General features: G+C 66.2%; 20 protein-coding genes and 1 pseudogene. 15 read left to right on the forward strand and 6 right to left on the reverse strand.

What is annotated here, in order from left to right; genetic code table 11:
* Positions 1 to 170 precede the first annotated feature (170 nt).
* The 3 genes from GGQ64_RS06175 to GGQ64_RS06185 all read right to left on the reverse strand — a co-directional run bounded on the left by GGQ64_RS06175 (position 171) and on the right by GGQ64_RS06185 (position 2,831).
* Positions 171 to 770, reverse strand: a complete 600-nt coding sequence (locus tag GGQ64_RS06175) for a YceI family protein (protein ID WP_246422371.1) — start codon at positions 768 to 770, stop codon at positions 171 to 173.
* Positions 767 to 1,390, reverse strand: coding sequence for a cytochrome b (locus GGQ64_RS06180; protein WP_183800624.1), 624 nt, complete (start codon positions 1,388 to 1,390; stop codon positions 767 to 769). The genes GGQ64_RS06175 and GGQ64_RS06180 overlap by 4 nt, the downstream gene beginning before the upstream one ends.
* Before the next feature lie 250 nt (positions 1,391 to 1,640).
* The gene (locus GGQ64_RS06185) at positions 1,641 to 2,831 is read right to left on the reverse strand and encodes an AI-2E family transporter (protein ID WP_183800628.1); all 1,191 of its coding nucleotides are present in this window, start codon (positions 2,829 to 2,831) and stop codon (positions 1,641 to 1,643) included.
* A 186-nt stretch (positions 2,832 to 3,017) separates the two neighbouring features.
* On the opposite strand from GGQ64_RS06185, the gene GGQ64_RS06190 reads away from it, so the two are divergent.
* Positions 3,018 to 3,407, forward strand: coding sequence for a DUF930 domain-containing protein (locus tag GGQ64_RS06190; protein ID WP_183800631.1), 390 nt, complete (start codon positions 3,018 to 3,020; stop codon positions 3,405 to 3,407).
* A 49-nt stretch (positions 3,408 to 3,456) separates the two neighbouring features.
* Here GGQ64_RS06190 and GGQ64_RS06195 read toward each other — a convergent pair whose 3' ends face one another.
* A complete protein-coding gene (locus GGQ64_RS06195; protein WP_183800634.1) occupies positions 3,457 to 4,335 on the reverse strand; it encodes a VOC family protein in 879 nt (292 codons plus the stop codon).
* 289 nt (positions 4,336 to 4,624) lie between these two features.
* Between GGQ64_RS06195 and GGQ64_RS06200 the strand changes: the two genes are divergently transcribed.
* The 3 genes from GGQ64_RS06200 (at position 4,625) to trhA (ending at position 6,318) form a co-directional block, all read left to right on the forward strand.
* A complete protein-coding gene (locus tag GGQ64_RS06200) occupies positions 4,625 to 5,035 on the forward strand; it encodes a universal stress protein (RefSeq protein ID WP_183800637.1) in 411 nt (136 codons plus the stop codon).
* 78 nt (positions 5,036 to 5,113) lie between these two features.
* Positions 5,114 to 5,434: a TraR/DksA family transcriptional regulator gene (locus tag GGQ64_RS06205; RefSeq protein ID WP_183800640.1), complete on the forward strand. Its 321-nt coding sequence runs from the start codon at positions 5,114 to 5,116 to the stop codon at positions 5,432 to 5,434.
* A gap of 233 nt (positions 5,435 to 5,667) precedes the next feature.
* Entirely contained in the window at positions 5,668 to 6,318 is a 651-nt protein-coding gene (gene trhA, locus GGQ64_RS06210; protein WP_183800933.1) for a PAQR family membrane homeostasis protein TrhA, read from the forward strand.
* 28 nt (positions 6,319 to 6,346) lie between these two features.
* Here trhA and GGQ64_RS06215 read toward each other — a convergent pair whose 3' ends face one another.
* Positions 6,347 to 6,931 carry a helix-turn-helix domain-containing protein gene (locus tag GGQ64_RS06215; protein ID WP_183800643.1) on the reverse strand — a complete coding sequence of 195 codons (585 nt, stop codon included), beginning with the start codon at positions 6,929 to 6,931 and terminating at the stop codon, positions 6,347 to 6,349.
* 26 nt (positions 6,932 to 6,957) lie between these two features.
* Here GGQ64_RS06215 and GGQ64_RS06220 point away from each other — a divergent pair, with 26 nt between their 5' ends.
* Positions 6,958 to 7,494 (forward strand): GNAT family N-acetyltransferase, encoded by a 537-nt coding sequence (locus tag GGQ64_RS06220; protein ID WP_246422372.1) that lies wholly within the window; start codon positions 6,958 to 6,960, stop codon positions 7,492 to 7,494.
* A gap of 353 nt (positions 7,495 to 7,847) precedes the next feature.
* Here GGQ64_RS06220 and msrB read toward each other — a convergent pair whose 3' ends face one another.
* Entirely contained in the window at positions 7,848 to 8,255 is a 408-nt protein-coding gene (gene msrB, locus GGQ64_RS06225; RefSeq protein WP_183800646.1) for a peptide-methionine (R)-S-oxide reductase MsrB, read from the reverse strand.
* Between the two features lie 123 nt (positions 8,256 to 8,378).
* On the opposite strand from msrB, the gene GGQ64_RS06230 reads away from it, so the two are divergent.
* The 10 genes and pseudogenes from GGQ64_RS06230 (at position 8,379) to GGQ64_RS06275 (ending at position 16,138) form a co-directional block, all read left to right on the forward strand.
* On the forward strand, positions 8,379 to 8,633 hold the full coding sequence (locus GGQ64_RS06230) for a type II toxin-antitoxin system VapB family antitoxin (protein ID WP_183800649.1): 255 nt from the start codon (positions 8,379 to 8,381) through the stop codon (positions 8,631 to 8,633).
* The gene (locus GGQ64_RS06235; RefSeq protein ID WP_210300159.1) at positions 8,630 to 9,025 is read left to right on the forward strand and encodes a type II toxin-antitoxin system VapC family toxin; all 396 of its coding nucleotides are present in this window, start codon (positions 8,630 to 8,632) and stop codon (positions 9,023 to 9,025) included. Before GGQ64_RS06230 ends, GGQ64_RS06235 begins: the two co-directional genes overlap by 4 nt.
* A gap of 132 nt (positions 9,026 to 9,157) precedes the next feature.
* A pseudogene (locus tag GGQ64_RS06240) lies at positions 9,158 to 11,476 on the forward strand (putative monovalent cation/H+ antiporter subunit A); the annotation flags it as partial.
* Positions 11,477 to 11,715: 239 nt separating this feature from the next.
* A complete protein-coding gene (locus GGQ64_RS06245) occupies positions 11,716 to 12,132 on the forward strand; it encodes a Na(+)/H(+) antiporter subunit B (RefSeq protein WP_183800655.1) in 417 nt (138 codons plus the stop codon).
* The gene (locus GGQ64_RS06250) at positions 12,132 to 12,509 is read left to right on the forward strand and encodes a Na+/H+ antiporter subunit C (RefSeq protein ID WP_183800658.1); all 378 of its coding nucleotides are present in this window, start codon (positions 12,132 to 12,134) and stop codon (positions 12,507 to 12,509) included. The genes GGQ64_RS06245 and GGQ64_RS06250 overlap by 1 nt, the downstream gene beginning before the upstream one ends.
* A gap of 4 nt (positions 12,510 to 12,513) precedes the next feature.
* Positions 12,514 to 14,073: a Na+/H+ antiporter subunit D gene (locus GGQ64_RS06255; RefSeq protein WP_183800661.1), complete on the forward strand. Its 1,560-nt coding sequence runs from the start codon at positions 12,514 to 12,516 to the stop codon at positions 14,071 to 14,073.
* Complete coding sequence (locus tag GGQ64_RS06260) at positions 14,073 to 14,546, forward strand: Na+/H+ antiporter subunit E (protein ID WP_183800664.1); 474 nt, start codon at positions 14,073 to 14,075, stop codon at positions 14,544 to 14,546. The genes GGQ64_RS06255 and GGQ64_RS06260 overlap by 1 nt, the downstream gene beginning before the upstream one ends.
* Complete coding sequence (locus GGQ64_RS06265; protein WP_183800667.1) at positions 14,546 to 14,935, forward strand: cation:proton antiporter; 390 nt, start codon at positions 14,546 to 14,548, stop codon at positions 14,933 to 14,935. Before GGQ64_RS06260 ends, GGQ64_RS06265 begins: the two co-directional genes overlap by 1 nt.
* Positions 14,932 to 15,273: a monovalent cation/H(+) antiporter subunit G gene (mnhG, locus tag GGQ64_RS06270; RefSeq protein ID WP_183800670.1), complete on the forward strand. Its 342-nt coding sequence runs from the start codon at positions 14,932 to 14,934 to the stop codon at positions 15,271 to 15,273. Before GGQ64_RS06265 ends, mnhG begins: the two co-directional genes overlap by 4 nt.
* Positions 15,274 to 15,700: 427 nt before the next feature.
* Positions 15,701 to 16,138 carry a Ros/MucR family transcriptional regulator gene (locus GGQ64_RS06275; protein ID WP_183800673.1) on the forward strand — a complete coding sequence of 146 codons (438 nt, stop codon included), beginning with the start codon at positions 15,701 to 15,703 and terminating at the stop codon, positions 16,136 to 16,138.
* Positions 16,139 to 16,177: the final 39 nt, after the last annotated feature.

A 16,177-nucleotide genomic window follows, 5' to 3' on the forward strand; every position in this document is an offset into this window, starting at 1 on the left:
CACCGTCATGCCGGACCCGATCCGGCATCCAGCGGCGCCGCGTCCGCGGCGCGGAGTATGCTCTTTCGCGCAAGGACTTGCGCGGGCTGGATACCGGCTCGGAGGCCGGTATGACGGAGGAGGGGGGCGATGCGCGGAACAGTACGGCATGACGCCGTGCTCCCGCCCCGTCACCGCCGAACGGCGCGGATGTCCATGTCGAATTTGACGACGTTGAGGTAGATCGGCGTGCCGACGTCCATCCGGTAGCGCGAGCGGTAGACGTTGCCGGTGACGTTGAAGGCGATCGTGCCGCCGCCGAGCTTCTGCAGCCGCACGGCGAACTGTTCGCGATGGGTGATGCCGCGCGCGGTCAGCATGCCGTCGACGATCACGGCGTCCGCGCCGGTCTGGCGCACGGCCGTCGAGCGGAAGGTCACGGTCGGGTAGGCCGCCGCGTCGAAGACGGCGCTGGAGCGAAGGAAGTTCTCGATCCGCTCCTCGGCGGCGGAGACGCTCTGCGGATAGATCGTGAACGACACGGTCGAGGCGCCGATTTTGCGGCCGTCGATCCGCACGGCGCCGGAGAATTTTGCAAAGCGGCCGCGGATGCCGCCGCCGCCGATCTGGTCGACGGAGAAGCGGATCTGCGAGGCGCCGCTGATGTCGTAGGTTCCGGCCGCTTCCGAGAGCGCCGGCGTGCGCGCCAATGCCGGCACGGGGCATAGAAGGGCCGGTATGATGCATAGCAGGGCCGCAAGAGCGACCATCGGTCCGGTCCGGTATCTCATCGTCGGGTTCCTCCGCGGGCGCGGCCACTGGAGCCGCCCGCCGCCGGCCGGCCGAGCATGCGCAGAAGCACGGCGTTGCGGCGGATGAAATGGTGATGGAGGGCGGCCGCGGCGTGGAGTGCCGCGAGCGCCAGCAGCAGATAGGCCGACCACGCATGCACGAGCGACCAGAAGGTCTCGCCCGCCGCACTGCGCTCCAACGGCAGGGCAGGAACGAGCACGACGTCGAACAGCAGGGTCGGAATGGCGAGCGTCGAGGTCGAGGCAACCGCCCAGCCGGACAGTGGCACGAGGAAGCACAGAATCGCCAGCACGACATGGGTCGTCCGCGAAGCCTGCCGTTCGATCGGCCCGAGATCCGCCACGGGCTCCGGATGGCGGGCGACGAGCCAGTGGATTTCGCGCAAGGCCGCGAGTACCAGCACGGTCAGCCCCAGCGACTTGTGCCACTGGTAGAGCGAGAACTGCAGCGCCGGGTCGATCTCCGTCCGGCGCATGGCAAAGCCGGTGCCGATCAGGGCGAGGACCAGGGCCGCGATCAGCCAGTGCAAGCAAATCGCCACCGTGCCGTATGGTGTGCCGTACTCTGTGCCGTATCCCGCCTGCCGTCGTCTCTGCATGATGCGACCTCCCAGAACTGGCCGCCCACCGGCCGGCGCCCCGGGCGCGCCGAAATGGTGGCTCGCGCATTGTACCCGATCCGCGCCCGCCTGCGCAGGTGCCGGCTCGCCCATGCCCTGCGATGATGCCCTGACAGACAACCGGTGGCCGCCGAATATTCCCGCCGCTATCGACGCACAGGAGCGCTGTGGCCGGAACCCTTGTGCGGAGAGCTGCTTCAGATTGACGGGAATGTCAGGAGCTACGTCGTCAGCCGGGAAGCGTCGGCTGGATCTTGCGGCCGGGGCGAAGTTCGTCGACGATCGTCATGCCGATGATCGACAGCGGCAGCGCCAGCATTGCGCCGGCCGCGCCCCACATCCAGCTCCAGAACACGATCGCGGTGAAGATGACGAAGGCGTTCACCTCGAACCGCCGTCCCATGATCGCCGGCAGCACGAAATTTTCGATCACCAGGTGGATGCAGAGGAAGGCCAGCGCCGGCACAAGCCCGAGCAGCACCGTGTCGTGCGCCATAAGCCCGCCGGCTGCGAGCGCCAGCGTCATCACGGTCACGCCGAGGAAGGGGACGAAGGAAGAGACGAACGCAAACAGTCCCCACATCCAGGGAAGGCCGAGGTCGCCGGCAAAGGCGATCAGCGTCGTGATCAGCCCCAGCGCGCCATAGACCAGCGATGCGGTGGAGAAGTAGTAGCCGAGCGCGCTATCGATCGCGTTCATCACCCGGATCGTCGTCAGCCGCTGCCTGCGGTGCGGGAAGGCGAGGATCAGCATCCGGCGCAGCTTCACCCGTCCAGAAAGGAACAGCACGAGCGCAGCGAAGAAGATCAGCACCTGGATCAGGGCGGGCGTGACCCCGGCCGTGACCATGCCGAGCACGCTCCCGGCCTTCTCCAGCAGCCCGTCCAGCGTCATCGAGCCGGCGGTGAAGCTGCGCGGGTCGAGGTGCAGCCATTCCAGCTTGTTCAGGAGTGGCGTGAACCGCTCGATCGTCGCGTTGACGATTTCCGGCGCCTCGGCGGCAAGCCGCATCAACGGGCCGGACAGGGCGGCGACGGCGAAGAAGGCGCCGGTGGCGAAGCCGGTCGCAAGCAGGAGCGCCGTCGGCAGCGGCGGAATGCCGAGGTCGTTCAGCTTTTCGGCCGCGACGCCGAGGATGAGGCCGACGACGACCGCCAGCGTCAGCGGAATGAGGATGTGCGCCATCAGGTAGATGGCGCCGAGCGCCATGATCAGGAAGATGCCGATCATCGCCCAGCGCCAGGAGAGCTCCAGCCCGCTGATCGTCGGCGGCGGCTCGTCTTGCGCAGCCCCGCCCACGAAAGCCCCGCCTGCCAGGCGAAGCGCGGCGTCACCCAGTCCGTTACCCTGTCGCGCCGGCGCGCGTCCTTCTCGCTTCTGCGCTATCTCATGGATGGCTGCCGACGAAATCTTGTGCATGGCGCGGGTCCCCTGGTCGCAAAAACAACGCGCGGAAACGCCCGCGGTTCCCTGAAACACCGGGATGAAACGCCGGGATCCTGCGGGAGGGAGGCCTGTGCAAAAGCTCCAAGGTGCGGTTTTGGACTCGTAATCGCCCCATTTCTGTCGCAGGAGCGGCTGTTCCAGCATCGGAGTGAACTACGAATGAAGACTGCCATCCCGCTGCTCGTCGGCGTCTGCGCAATTGCGCCGGCCGCATTTGCAATGGATGCAAGCATCCGCCGCCAGTTGTCGGAACTCGATCCCCAGACCCGCCTCGAGCAGCGCTGCGACATGGAAGCGATGAGCCGCATCCGCAAGGCGAAGGAGGGCTACCAGCCCGACAAGGTGATCGCCTATTCGTTCGGCGATCCGACGACGTCCGGCAACATGCTCAAGACCAAGGGCGCAGTCTTCCGCAGCAAGGGCGAATGGTACCGGCTCGCCTTCAGGTGCGAGACCTCGCCGGATCATTTCGACGTCACCGCCTTCAAGTTCAAGATCGGCGACCTCGTGCCGCGCGACGCCTGGGACGAGCACTACCTGTACGATTGATGCGCCGGGGTAGCGGGCAACTGGCCCGGGAGCCTCAGTCCGAGAAGCCTCATGCCGACAGATTGAGGCCGATCCCCCAGGGATCGACCAGGGAGACCACGCCGCCCTGCCGCGTCGTTGCGATCTCCATCTTCTCGAGCCTTTCGACCGCCTGCTCCAGCCGGGCGGGCTCGGTGAAGCGGATCGTGTAGTCGGCAAGCCCGCTCATGGCCGGTTCGCGTTTGGCCGCCCCGCGCGAGTTCCAGACATTGGCCGCCACATGATGGTGGTACTTGCCGGAGGCGAAGAAGCTCGCGCCGGGATAGCGCGCCATCAGGTCGAGGCCGAGGACGTCGCGGAAGAAGGCGTCGGCCTGGGGAATGTCCGACACCTGCAGGTGGATGTGGCCCATGGCCGAATCCTCGGGAAGGCCGGTCCAGGCTTCGTCCCTGGGTGCTTCGTCGTAGAGCCGCTGCAGGTCGAGCGGCAGCGTCGCCATCTCGACCATGCCGTCCGGCTGGTAGTTCCAGTCCTCGCGGCTGCGGTCGCGGTAGACCTCGATGCCGTTGCCTTCCGGATCGTCCAGGTAGATCGCCTCGCTGACCAGGTGGTCGGAGGCGCCGGTCAACTGGACGCCGCCGTGGGCGGCATGGGCAAGCCAGCGCGAAAGCTCCCGGCGGTTCGGCACCAGGAAAGCGTTGTGGAACAGGCCCGGTGTGCGACGCGAGGCGCGGGCCGCCTTGCCGTCCGTCGACAGCGTCAGCAGCGGCCGGCCGCCGGCAGCCAGCGTCAGGCCCGACGGCGAGCGCTCCAGCACCGAAAGACCCATGATCTTCTGGTACCAGTCCGACATCATCGGCAGGTCCATCACGACGAGGTGCGCATGGTCGACGTGGGCCGGCATGTTGACGGCATGATTTGGCGAGGCGAGCGCCGTCTGTTCGGTCATGGACCTTCTCCGCTTTGAATTCCGTCGTCTCGGCCCGGGCCGGCCTCCGGCTCCGGTTTCGGTGAAACCGATCTGCCGAAATATGGCTGCAGACGATCGTTCGGAATAGCTGGTGATTTGGCGAAATATTGTCAACATGGGGTTGACGGTGGAGCTGCTGCCCTCCGGCGACCGCATGCCGGCGGCCGGATTGGCGCAGTCCTTCAGTTTTGGCTTGATCCTCGTCAATGTCGCGTGCAGTCTCGGCATGCGACGTTTGCTCCACGATACGGAGAAAAGGGAGCCGGGCATGTACAAGAAGATCATCGTTCCCGTGGCAATGGACCAGATGGAGCGTGGCGAGCAGATCCTGGGCAGGGCTGTCGGGCTACTGTCGGAGGGCGGCGAGGTCGTTCTGGTCAACGTCATCGAGATCGCCACCAGCTACATCTCGATCGAGTTTCCCGCCGGCATGGTCGAGATGGAGGTCAAGCAGGCCGAGGAGCGCCTCGCCCGCATGCGCGACAGGCTCGGCCTGAAGGCCACGATTGACATCCGCTACGGCGCCAGCGCCCGCGAAATTCTCGCTGCCGCCCAGGAACATGGCGCCGATCTCATCGTTGTTGCCTCGCATCGTCGGGGGCTGGCAAACTACCTGCTGGGCTCGACCGCCGACCGGGTCGTGCGGCATGCGCCGATTTCGGTGCTCGTCGATCGCTGACGCCCCGACTGCCCGCCCGCGTCGAGGCAGGCATCCTGCCACGCCCGACGGACGGGATATTTCTGGAAAGGACTGCCCATGCTGGATACCGCACAATTCAAGGACAGGCTCCTCGGGCGCAAGCACGAACTCTACCGCCGCCTGCACAAGATCGAGGGCGACCTGGAGGCGACGCCCAATCCCGATGCCGAGGAGCGTGCGACCGAGCGCGAGAACGACGAGGTGCTGGAGGAGATCGGCAATACCGGCCTCGGCGAACTGGCTGCCATCGACGCTGCCCTCAATCGCATCGAAGCCGGCACGTTCGGCATCTGCCCCAAGTGCGGAAATCCGATCTCGCCGGCGCGGCTCGCATCCGTTCCGCATGCGGCGCTGTGCGAGGAGTGCATTCACCCGTAAGATCTCGCCAAACCGTTACCGAGGTTACCAAACGTGAAGCCCCGGCGGCTTCCGCGGCGCACGTCGCCCTTGAAGGCTGCGCCCGCAATTGGCACCATGGAATGCCCGCAACGTCTCGATGGGGCGCTCCCTTTCCGGGAGGGGAGTGGGGCAGCATGGCGCCGATGGTCCTGGCTCGCCGGACGCGCCTTCGAAACCTGACGTCGGCAAAGTACAGCGTGGAACGGGGTCGCATGGAACTCGAAGGTATCCGATGGCACTACGACCGCCATGAACTGATCGCCGATGGCATCGTTCACGGGATCGGCGTCGTGCTTGCCCTCATCGGGGTCACCATCCTCATCTTCTACGCGACCGTCTGGACCACGAGCGGACAACTCGCCGCGGCCTGGATCTACGGCCTCGGACTGCTGATGTCGCTGGGCATTTCGTTCGCCTACAATCTCTGGCCCGCCTCGAAGGTGAAGTGGGTGCTGCGCCGCTTCGACCATTCGGCGATCTTCATCCTGATCGCGGCGACCTATACGCCGTTTCTGCAGCGCGGGCTCGACGATCCCATGCTGGCGGGAATGCTGATCGCCGTCTGGCTGATCGCCGCCGCCGGTGTGGCGCTCAAGTTCCTGCTGCCGGGACGCTACGACCGGCTGGCGATCCTGCTCTATCTCGGCATGGGCTGGAGCGGCGTCATAGCCTCCGGGCCGCTGAGCGCGACACTGTCGGAAACGACGATCATGCTGATTTTCGCCGGCGGCCTCGTCTATTCGTTCGGCGTCGTCTTCTACGTCTGGCAGAGCCTGCGCTTCCAGAGCGCGATCTGGCACGGCTTCGTCGTCGCCGCAGCCGGCATCCACTATTCCGCGGTGCTGTCCTGCGTCAGCGCGTAAGCGGCTCGCCAAAGCGTGTCGCGCAAAATCACAGGCCTGCCGGATAGCGCTCGCCCTTGAGCAGGATGACGAGATAGCGGCAGGGGTCTTTGCCGTCGTTGAGAAAGACGCAGTCGGCCGGCGCGCCGAGGGTCAGGCAGTCGCCGGCTTCCAGCCTGTGGACGGTCTCGCCTTCGGAAAAGGTCAGCACGCCGCAGCCGACGCGCAGCATCTGGCGCTGGAAGGTGAAGGCGGCGGCGGGGTAGGCGACCCGGGCACCGGGTGGCAACTCCACCTCGACCAGTTCCGCAGGCGCTGCGGCCGGCGAGACGTGGCGGCGGCGATAGCCGGTTTCCGGGTCGACCCAGACCGGCTGGTCGGCACGGCGTGCCAGGCGCTCCGGCCCGGCCTCGGCGCGCGCGATCAGCGTCGAGACGGAAAAGCCGAAGGCGCCGCACAGCCGTCCGAGCAGCGCTGCCGTCGGGCTGCTCTCGCCGCGCTCGACCTTGTGGATCATGGCGCGCGAGACGCCGGCGCGTTCGGACAGGTCTGTCAGCGACCAGCCGCGGCCCTCGCGCTCGGCGCGGACGCGCAGCCCTAGACTCTTGTCAAAGGCATCTGCTAAAATGGACATATCGTAACAATAGTGGACGGACGATCATGAGGCAAGCGACGATGGAACAGGCGGCGCTCATCCGCGATGCGCGCGAAGACGACATGGGCGCGGTCATGGAGATCTACAACGACGCCGTCGCCAACACGACCGCCATCTGGAACGACGAACAGGTCGACCTGGAAAACCGGCTCGACTGGTTCCGCACCCGTCGTGCGCGCGGCTTCCCGGTGCTGGTCGCCGAATTTGAGGGCAGGGTGGCCGGCTATGCCTCCTATGGCGACTGGCGCGCCTTCGACGGCTACCGCCACACCGCCGAACATTCGATCTACGTGCACCGGGACGTGCGCGGCAGGGGCATCGGCCACACGCTGCTCGAAAGCCTGATCGGCCGCGCGAAGGATGCCGGCGTCCACGTCATGATCGCCGGCATCGAGGCCGAAAACGCAGCCTCGATCCGCCTGCACGAAAGCTTCGGCTTTCGCGTCGTCGGCCGGTTCGAGGAGGTCGGCACCAAGTTCGGCCGCTGGCTCGACCTGACCTGCATGGAACTCTGCCTCAAGCGCCAGAAAAACGTTGCATGACAATGCCTTGAGTGGATCGGGCGAATCTTAGTCTGATCTCCGGGAGAAGCGTTGGCCCGACTGGGCAGCGGCGGACGCGCTGCCGACTGGAATCGGATTTTCAGCCGCCGCCGCCAAGTGTTTAATTTTCCAGGACTTTTTTGAGTCTGCGTGGGCGGGCGGCGGGGCAAATTACAGGGGCAATCGCCCATGGCAAGTCCCCCTCTGCCCTGCCGGGCATCTCCCCCACAAGGGGGGAGAAAACCGGGGGCGCCCGTCTGCTCAAATCAAGCCTCGGCGGTGCATCCAGGTTAAGCCCTCCCCCTTGTGGGGAGGGTGGGGAGGGGCCTTCGTCTGCACGCGACGGCCCCGAACTACTGCTCCTCGAAGGACAGCGCCACGCCGTTCATGCAGTAGCGCAGCCCGGCCGGCGGCGGGCCGTCGGGGAAGACGTGGCCGAGATGGGCGTCGCAGTCGGCGCAGCGGATTTCCACGCGGTTCATGCCGTAGGACTGGTCGCGATGGTTGGTGACGGCATCAGGCGCGATCGGCTGGGTGAAGCTCGGCCAGCCGGTCCCGGAATCGAACTTCGCCTCCGAACTGTAGAGCGGGCGATCGCAGCAGATGCAGCGATAGGTGCCGCTCTTGGAACTGTCGAAGTCCGGGCTGGAAAACGCCCGCTCGGTCCCGTGCTGCCGGGTGATCCGGTACTGCTCGGGCGTCAGGATCTGCCGCCATTCCTCGTCCGTCTTGAAAACCTTCAGCGTCGCATTGTCGGTCATGGGAGCCTCCTTTGCGTCCACATGTAGGGCCCGGCAGGGCCGAATGCAATTAAGGGAGGAGTTGCGTAGACAGCGTCTTCGATCTATCTTCCAGTATGGAGGAATAATGAGAGGAAAGGTGGAATGCCGCTGAACATCAAGGACGAGACCACGCACGAACTTGCGCGGCAACTGGCCGAACGGACGGGTGAATCCCTGACGCGGGCCGTCCGCCATGCGCTGGAGGAGAAACTGGCGCGGCTTCGTGCCGAGAAGCCCGCGCCCCGACTGGCGGACCAGCTCGACCGGATTGCGCTGGACTGCGCTGCCCTGCCGGTGCTCGACCGGCGTTCGCCGGAAGACATCATCGGCTATGACGAGGATGGCCTGCCGCAATGATCGTGCTCGATACGTCCGCGATCGTCGCCATTCTCTCGGATGAACCCGAACGGCGCGCCTTCAACGAGATCATCGAGCGCACGCCGGTCCGCTGCATCAGTGCTGCGTCCCTGCTCGAGACGAAGATGGTGCTGTTCGCCCGCTTCGGCCCGCAGGCGTCGAATGCCGTCGATGCCTTCATCATGCATGCAGCCATCAGGATCGAGCCCGTCAGCGCGGAGACGGCGGAGATCGCTTTCGACGCCTTCCGCCGCTTCGGCCGCGGAAGCGGCCATCCGGCGAAGCTGAACTATGGCGATTGCTTCTCCTATGCGCTCGCCCGGGAAAAACGGGCGCCTCTGCTTTTCAAAGGTGGCGATTTCGGCCATACCGACATAGAACCTGCGCACTGACGGGGCCGGCGACTCGGCGCATCCGTCCTGCCGGCAACTGTCCGGCAAAAAGGGTGCGCCGGTCAGTCGGGGAGAGCGCACAGTCTCCGGTTCCGGCCGGGCACGAAGCAGGGCATCGACGAGGGAGGGGGCATGCAGACGGACACAATGGCCATGACGTTCGTCGCCTTCTGCCTGCCGTTTCTCGGCGCGGCCCTGGCCCCGGTCCTGACGCGTTTCCTCGGCCACAACGCCGCCTGGCCGTTGGCGCTCTTTCCGGCGGCGATCTTCCTGCATTTTTCCGGCTTCCTTTCCGAAATCGCAGCCGGCGGCGTCGTCACCGGCGGCTATGCCTGGGTGCCTTCCTACAATGTCAGCTTCTCCTGGCTGATAGACGGCCTGTCGCTCACCTTCCTGCTGCTCATTTCCGGCATCGGCACGCTGATCGTCCTCTATTCCGGCGGCTACCTGAAGGGCCATCCCCACCAGGGGCGCTTCTTCTCCTTCATCCTGATGTTCATGGGCGCGATGCTCGGCCTCGTCGCCTGCGACAGCTTCCTGATGCTGTTCGTGTTCTGGGAGCTGACCTCGATCACCTCGTTCCTGCTGATCGGCTTCGACCATGCCCGCGAGGCAGCGCGCCGGGCGGCGCTGCAGGCGCTCGTCGTCACCGGCGGCGGCGGGCTGTTCCTGCTCGCCGGCCTGCTGGTGCTGTGGAACGTCACCGGCGTCACGCAGCTGTCGCTGCTGCTCTCCTTTGGCGAGGAGGTGCGCGCCAGCCCCTTCTATGCCGCGATCCTCGTGCTGGTGCTCGGCGGCGCCTTCACCAAGTCCGCGCAGTTCCCGTTCCATTTCTGGCTGCCGAACGCGATGGAGGCGCCGACGCCGGTTTCCGCCTACCTGCATTCGGCGACCATGGTGAAGGCCGGCGTCTATCTGCTGATGCGGCTCAATCCGGTGCTCGGCGGAACCACCCCGTGGGCGACGATCCTGCCGGCCTTCGGCGGGCTGACGCTCCTGGTCGGCGGCGTGCTGGCGATCCGCCAGACCGACCTGAAGCTGATGCTCGCCTATACCACCGTCGCCTCGCTCGGCCTGCTGGTGATGCTGACCGGGTTCGGCTCCGAGCATGCGGCGGCGGCCGCAGCCCTCTACCTGGTGGCCCATTCGCTGTTCAAGGGCGCGCTCTTCATGGTCGCAGGTGCGATCGACCACGAGACGGGAACGCGCGACGTCACCCGCCTCGGCGGTCTCGCCCGGCTGATGCCGGTGACCTTCGTCACGGCCCTGCTCGCGGCGCTCTCGATGGGCGGCCTGCCGCCCTTCTTCGGCTTCCTGGCCAAGGAGGAGGTCTATGCGGCGCTCGCGGGCGGCAATCTCCGGGCGGTCGCCTTCACCTTGGCCGCCGTCATCGGCAACGCGATGGTGTTCGCCGCTGCCTTCGCGGTCGCGCTGAAGCCCTTCCTCGGCCCTCGCGTCGAGACGCCGAAGGCGCCGCACGAAGCGCCGTTGCTGCTCTGGCTCGGCCCGGTGGTGCTGGCCGTCCTCGGTCTCGGCGCCGGCCTCCTGTCCCACGTCGTCCATCCGCTCGTCTCCTCGCCGCTTGCCGCCGCCATCGCCGGCCGGCCGGAGACGGTGACGATCTCCGCCATGCCGCATGCCGGCCTGCCGCTGCTTTTGTCGGCGGTCACCATCGCGCTCGGGATCGGCACATACCTGCTGCTCGACCGTGCACGCACTGCGGCCGCCCGACTGCTGGAGGATATCGGCTGGGGGCCGGACCGCGGCTTCGACCAGTTCATGGCCGGGCTCGTCCGTTTCTCCCACCGCCTGACGCGCCTGTTGCAGCCGGGGCTGATGGAAGCCTATCTCACGGTGACCTTCGTTATCGTGGCGCTGGCGCTCCTCGTTCCGCTCGCCTGGTACGGCGAATGGCCGCGGCTGCCGATCTGGCCGGCCGATGCGCAGTTCCACGAACTCGCCGTCATGGCGCTGGCGCTCGCCGGCGTGTTCGGCGTGCTTGCGGCGCAGAACCGGCTGAACGCGATCCTGGCACTCGGCATCCAGGGCTTCGCCGTCGCCCTGCTGTTCCTGCTCTTCGGCGCGCCGGACCTGTCCTTCACCCAGTTCATGGTCGAGACGCTTTCGGTCGTCATCCTGGCGCTCGTCATGACAAGGCTGCGCCTGCAGCCACGCGATGCCCGGCCGCTGGCGCAGAGGCTGCCCGACGCGGCGATCGCGATCGCCTGCGGCCTCGGCTTCTCGCTCTATCTGCTGAAGGTGACGCAGGGCCGCTTCGATCCGGTCCTGACCGAGTTCTTCGACCTCTATTCCAAGTCGATCGCCCACGGCGCCAATGTCGTCAACGTCATCATCGTCGATTTCCGCGGCACCGACACGCTGGGCGAGATCGCCGTCGTCATGACCACCGGGCTTGCCATCCTGTCGCTGATCCGCATCCGTAAGGGTGCGGCCGGCCCGGCGATGGCCGGCGGAGATGGCAAGGCGATTGCGTATGGCAATTCCCCCTCTGGCCTGCCGGCCATCTCCCCCACAAGGGGGGAGAACCCCCGAGGCACCCGTCTGCGCAACGTGTCCTCCGGCGAAGCGGCCGGGTTAAGCCCTCCCCCTCGTGGGGAGGGTGGGGAGGGGTCTTCACGCATACGCGGCGACGCGGGCGCGGATGTGCGCACCGGAAGGGAGCGGCAGCCGTGAACACCGTCATCTTCCGCACGCTCGCCCCGTTCCTCACCGCGCTGATGCTGCTCTTCTCCGTGTTCGTGCTCCTGCGCGGACACAACGAACCGGGCGGCGGCTTCATCGGCGGGCTGATCGCAGCCTCGGCACTGGCGATCTACGGCATCGCCCGCGGCATCCGCCCGGTGCGCGAGGCGCTGTGGTTCCATCCGATGACGATCGCCGCCTTCGGCCTGCTGCTCGCCTGCATCGCCGGCCTCGTGTCGATCTTCGCCGCCGTTCCCTTCATGACCGGCCTGTGGATCTATCCGGGCCTGTTCGGCATCGTCGTGCCGCTATCGACGGTGATGCTGTTCGATTTCGGCGTCTACCTGGTCGTCGTCGGCGCCGTCACCTCGATCGCGCTGGCGCTGGAAAGGGAGGACATCTGATGGAAGTTCCCTTCAGCCTGCTGATCGGCATCTTCTTCGCCGCCGCCGTCTACCTGATGCTGTCGAAGTTCCTCGTGCGCATCCTGCTCGGCGTCGCCATCCTCGGAAACGCGGTAAACCTGCTGCTCTTCACCACCGGCCGGATCGTGCGTGAGGTCCCGCCGATCATCCCCGCCGCATTCGACCACCAGGTGGCGGTGACAGCGAATCCGCTGCCGCAGGCGCTGATCCTGACGGCGATCGTGATCTCGTTCTCGTTCTTCGCCTTCCTGCTGGTGCTCTCCTACCGCGCCTTCCAGGACCTCGGCACCGACAACGCCAACGAGATGCGCGTCGCCGAACCCGCGGCCGATATCGCGCCGCCGACGGGATACTAGACAGATGGCCGCTCCTGCCGCTTCCGCGATCGATCTTTCCAAGGCGCTGGTGCTTGCGCCGCCGGCCCTTGCCGACTGGCTGGTGATCCTCCCGGTCGCCTGGTGCCTGGCGAGCGGTGCCATCCTCTTGATGCTGCGCAAGAACGTGCGGCTGCAGCCGCCGCTGGCGGTCGCGGCCCTCGTCGTCCTTCTTGTGCTCGATGCGCTGCTGCTCTGGCGGGTGATCGATGGCGGCCCGGTGACCATGGTCATGGGGCGGTGGCTGCCGCCCTTCGGCATCGCCTTCACCGTGGATCTCGCCGGCGCCCTGTTCGCCCTGTTCTCGGCGCTGGTGGCCCTTGCCGGCGGCATCTACGCGGCAGAGAGCATAGATGCCTCCGGCCGCCGCTACGGCTTCTACCCGTTCCTGATGCTGCTGATGGCCGGCGTCTCCGGGGCGTTCCTGACCGGCGACATCTTCAACCTCTACGTCTGGTTCGAGGTGCTGCTGATCTCCTCCTTCGGCCTTTTGGTGCTCGGCTCGGAGCCCAGGCAGATCGACGGCGCGGTCAAGTACGCCTTCCTCAACCTGATCGCCACGACGCTGTTCCTGATCGCGGTCGGCTATCTCTACGGCCTGTTCGGCACCCTCAACATGGCCGACATCGCCGCGAAGGCGGGCGAGCGCCGCGGTGACCTGCCACTGATGACGCTCGGCGTCCTGTTCGTGCTGGCCTTCGGCATGAAGGCCGCCGCCTTCCCGGTCAATTTCTGGCTTCCCGCCTCCTATCACACGCCGCGCATCGTCGTGTCTGCGCTGTTCGCCGGTCTTCTGACCAAGGTCGGCATCTACGCGCTGATCCGCGTCATGGTCATGCTCTTTCCGGTCGAGGGCGACGAACTGAGCTTCGTGATCGCGGCAGCGGCGGCTGCGACGATGATCTTCGGCGCACTCGGTGCCATCGGCCAGAGCGACACCCGCCGCCTGCTCGGCTATCTCGTGATCTCCGGCATCGGCGTGATGCTCGCCGGCATCGCCGTCGGCGGCCCCGGCGGCGTCGGCGGCGCGCTGTTCTATGCGCTGCATTCCATGGTGGTGATGACCGCGCTCTACATGGCGACCGGCGTCGCCGGGCGCCTGTCCGGCGCGTTCGACCTGAACCGGGCCGGCGGGCTCTATGGGCGCACCGCCTTCTTCTCCGCCCTGTCGCTGGTCCTCTTCCTTTCCGTCTCCGGCATGCCGCCGTTTTCGGGCTTCTGGCCGAAGGTGATGGTCGCCAAGGCCGCGATCGACATCGGCGCCTGGTGGCTGGCGGGGACGGTGCTGCTGACCGGTTTCCTCACCATGATCGCCGTCGGCCGGGTCTGGGTGCTGGCCTACTGGCGTCCGGCCAATATACCCGCCGCACCGGGCGAAGGCGCCCCGCGCACGAGCGCCATGCTGTCGCTGTCGGCGCTGGCGCTGGTGACGGTGCTGGTCGGCCTCTTTCCCGATCCGCTGCTGCAGCAGGTCCAGCAGGCGGCGAGCGGGCTGGCGGAGCCTTCCGCCTATGTGAACTCGGTCTTTCCACAAGGAGCGCGATGATGGTGACCCTCTTCACCGGGATCGTCTTCGCCATCGTCTGGGCGGCCGTCACCGGCAGCCTCTCGCCGCTGAATGTTGTCCTCGGCTTCCTGCTCGGCCTGATGGCGCTCTGGATCATCCGCCGCGATTTCGCCGGCACGCGCACGGTCGTCCGGCCGGGCAAGCTGCTTTCGCTCCTGGCCCTGTTCGTCAAGGAACTGGCGCTGTCGGCCTGGCGCGTCGCCGTCCTGGTCGCCAGCCCGAAGATGGACCTGCGGCCCGGCATCTTCGCCTATCCCCTGAAGGTGGACCGCGACATCGAGATCACGCTTCTTGCCAACCTGATCACGCTCACCCCCGGCACGCTGTCGGTGGACGTCTCCGAAGACCGCCGCTTCCTCTATGTCCACGCGCTCGATTGCTCCGATCCCGCAGCCGTCAAGCGCGACATCGCCACAGGCTTCGAACGCAAGATCCTGGAGGCCCTTCGCTGATGACCGCCGAGACCTTCGCCCAAGCCATCGTCCTGTTCGCCTGCTCGGTCGCGCTGTTCCTGATGTGCGTCGCCTTCTTCCTCACCGTCTGGCGCGTCATCAGCGGCCCGACGCTGCCGGACAGGATCGTCGCGCTCGACATGCTGGTGGCGATCGCGATCGGCTTCCTCGCGGTGATCGCGATCAAGACCGGCTTCAATCTCTATATCGACATCGCCATCTCGCTCGGCCTGGTCGGCTTCCTGGCCACCGTCGCCCTTGCCCGCTTCGTGCTCACCCAGGGCATGCCGGAGGACGACCGCGATCCGCTCGCCACCACCGGGGCGCGCCACGGCAAGGGACCGACGCAGCGCAAGCAGCGTCCCACCAGGCGGGGGAGGGCGCGATGATGGCGGTCGTGTTTGCGCTCGTCGTGGCCGTCATGCTGATCGGCGGCGGGATCTTCACCCTGCTGGCCGCGGTCGGCGTCGTCCGCCTGCCGGACGTCTACACCCGCATGCATGCCGCCTCGAAGGCGGGCACGGTCGGATCGGGGCTCATGCTGGTCGCCGCCGGCCTGCATGCCGGCGAGTTCGCCGTCCTCGCCCGCGCCTTCGCCGGCTTCTTCTTTTTCGTCCTCACCGCGCCCGTGGCGGCGCATCTCGTGGCCAAGGCCGCGCACCATGCCGGCTACCGCCTCTCGCGCGGCGCCACCTGCGACGACATGCGCGATCACACGAAGAAGTGATGGGGTGCCGGGGGCTCGAACGGCCCCGAAAAACTCGACTTTTTCTCGGGATTTCACCCATATGGGGGATGTACAAGATTCATTTGATCTTGGCCAAAATAATATTGGACTTTGGTATAAACGATGCTATTCCACTTCAAGTAAAGCTGCTGTGTTGAATTTGCTTGCGCGAAGAGCTCCAGTCTAAGTTGCGACCATTCTAAAGTGCTCTTTTCCCGGCGCGGTTGTGACAAAGATTTGGGTAGCCGAGGGGCGCTCCGGTTACGGAAGTAATATTAGCGACTAGTGAAGTCTGCCCTTGTGGGGGCGTCCTTTCATGGATGCGGGCAGCTTCACCCAGCCAAACCAAGGTATGCTTTGCAAAAGAGCGTAGTTTGTTCCGCTCTCGCGTACGCGAGTCGGGCGGTTCGACCCACAGGAGAAGAAGATGACTGAGATTTCCGACGGTAACGGTGCCAATCTGCTAGTTGAGCTGACAGCCGATATCGTTGCCGCCTATGTCAGCAACCACGTTGTTCCGGTTGCAGAGCTTTCGACCTTGATTGGCGATGTGCATGCCGCACTGAACAACACCTCGCAACCCGCTGTCGTCGCCGAGGCCCCCGTCCAGGCAGAGAAGCCCAAGCCCCCCGTTCCGATCCGCAAGTCGGTCCAGAACGATTACATCATCTGCCTCGAGGACGGACAGAAGTTCAAGTCGCTCAAGCGCCACCTGATGACCCACTACGGGATGACCCCCGAAGAATACCGCGAGAAGTGGGACCTGCCGGCAGACTATCCGATGGTCGCCCCCGCCTATGCCGAAGCGCGCTCGCGCCTCGCCAAGGAAATGGGCCTCGGCCAGCGCCGCAAGGCCAAGCGCTGACGCTTCGCTGCGGAGCCCGGCCGGGCTTCGCGCAAACAT

This window comes from Mycoplana azooxidifex, from assembly GCF_014196765.1.
GTDB classification, from domain to species: domain Bacteria; phylum Pseudomonadota; class Alphaproteobacteria; order Rhizobiales; family Rhizobiaceae; genus Mycoplana; species Mycoplana azooxidifex.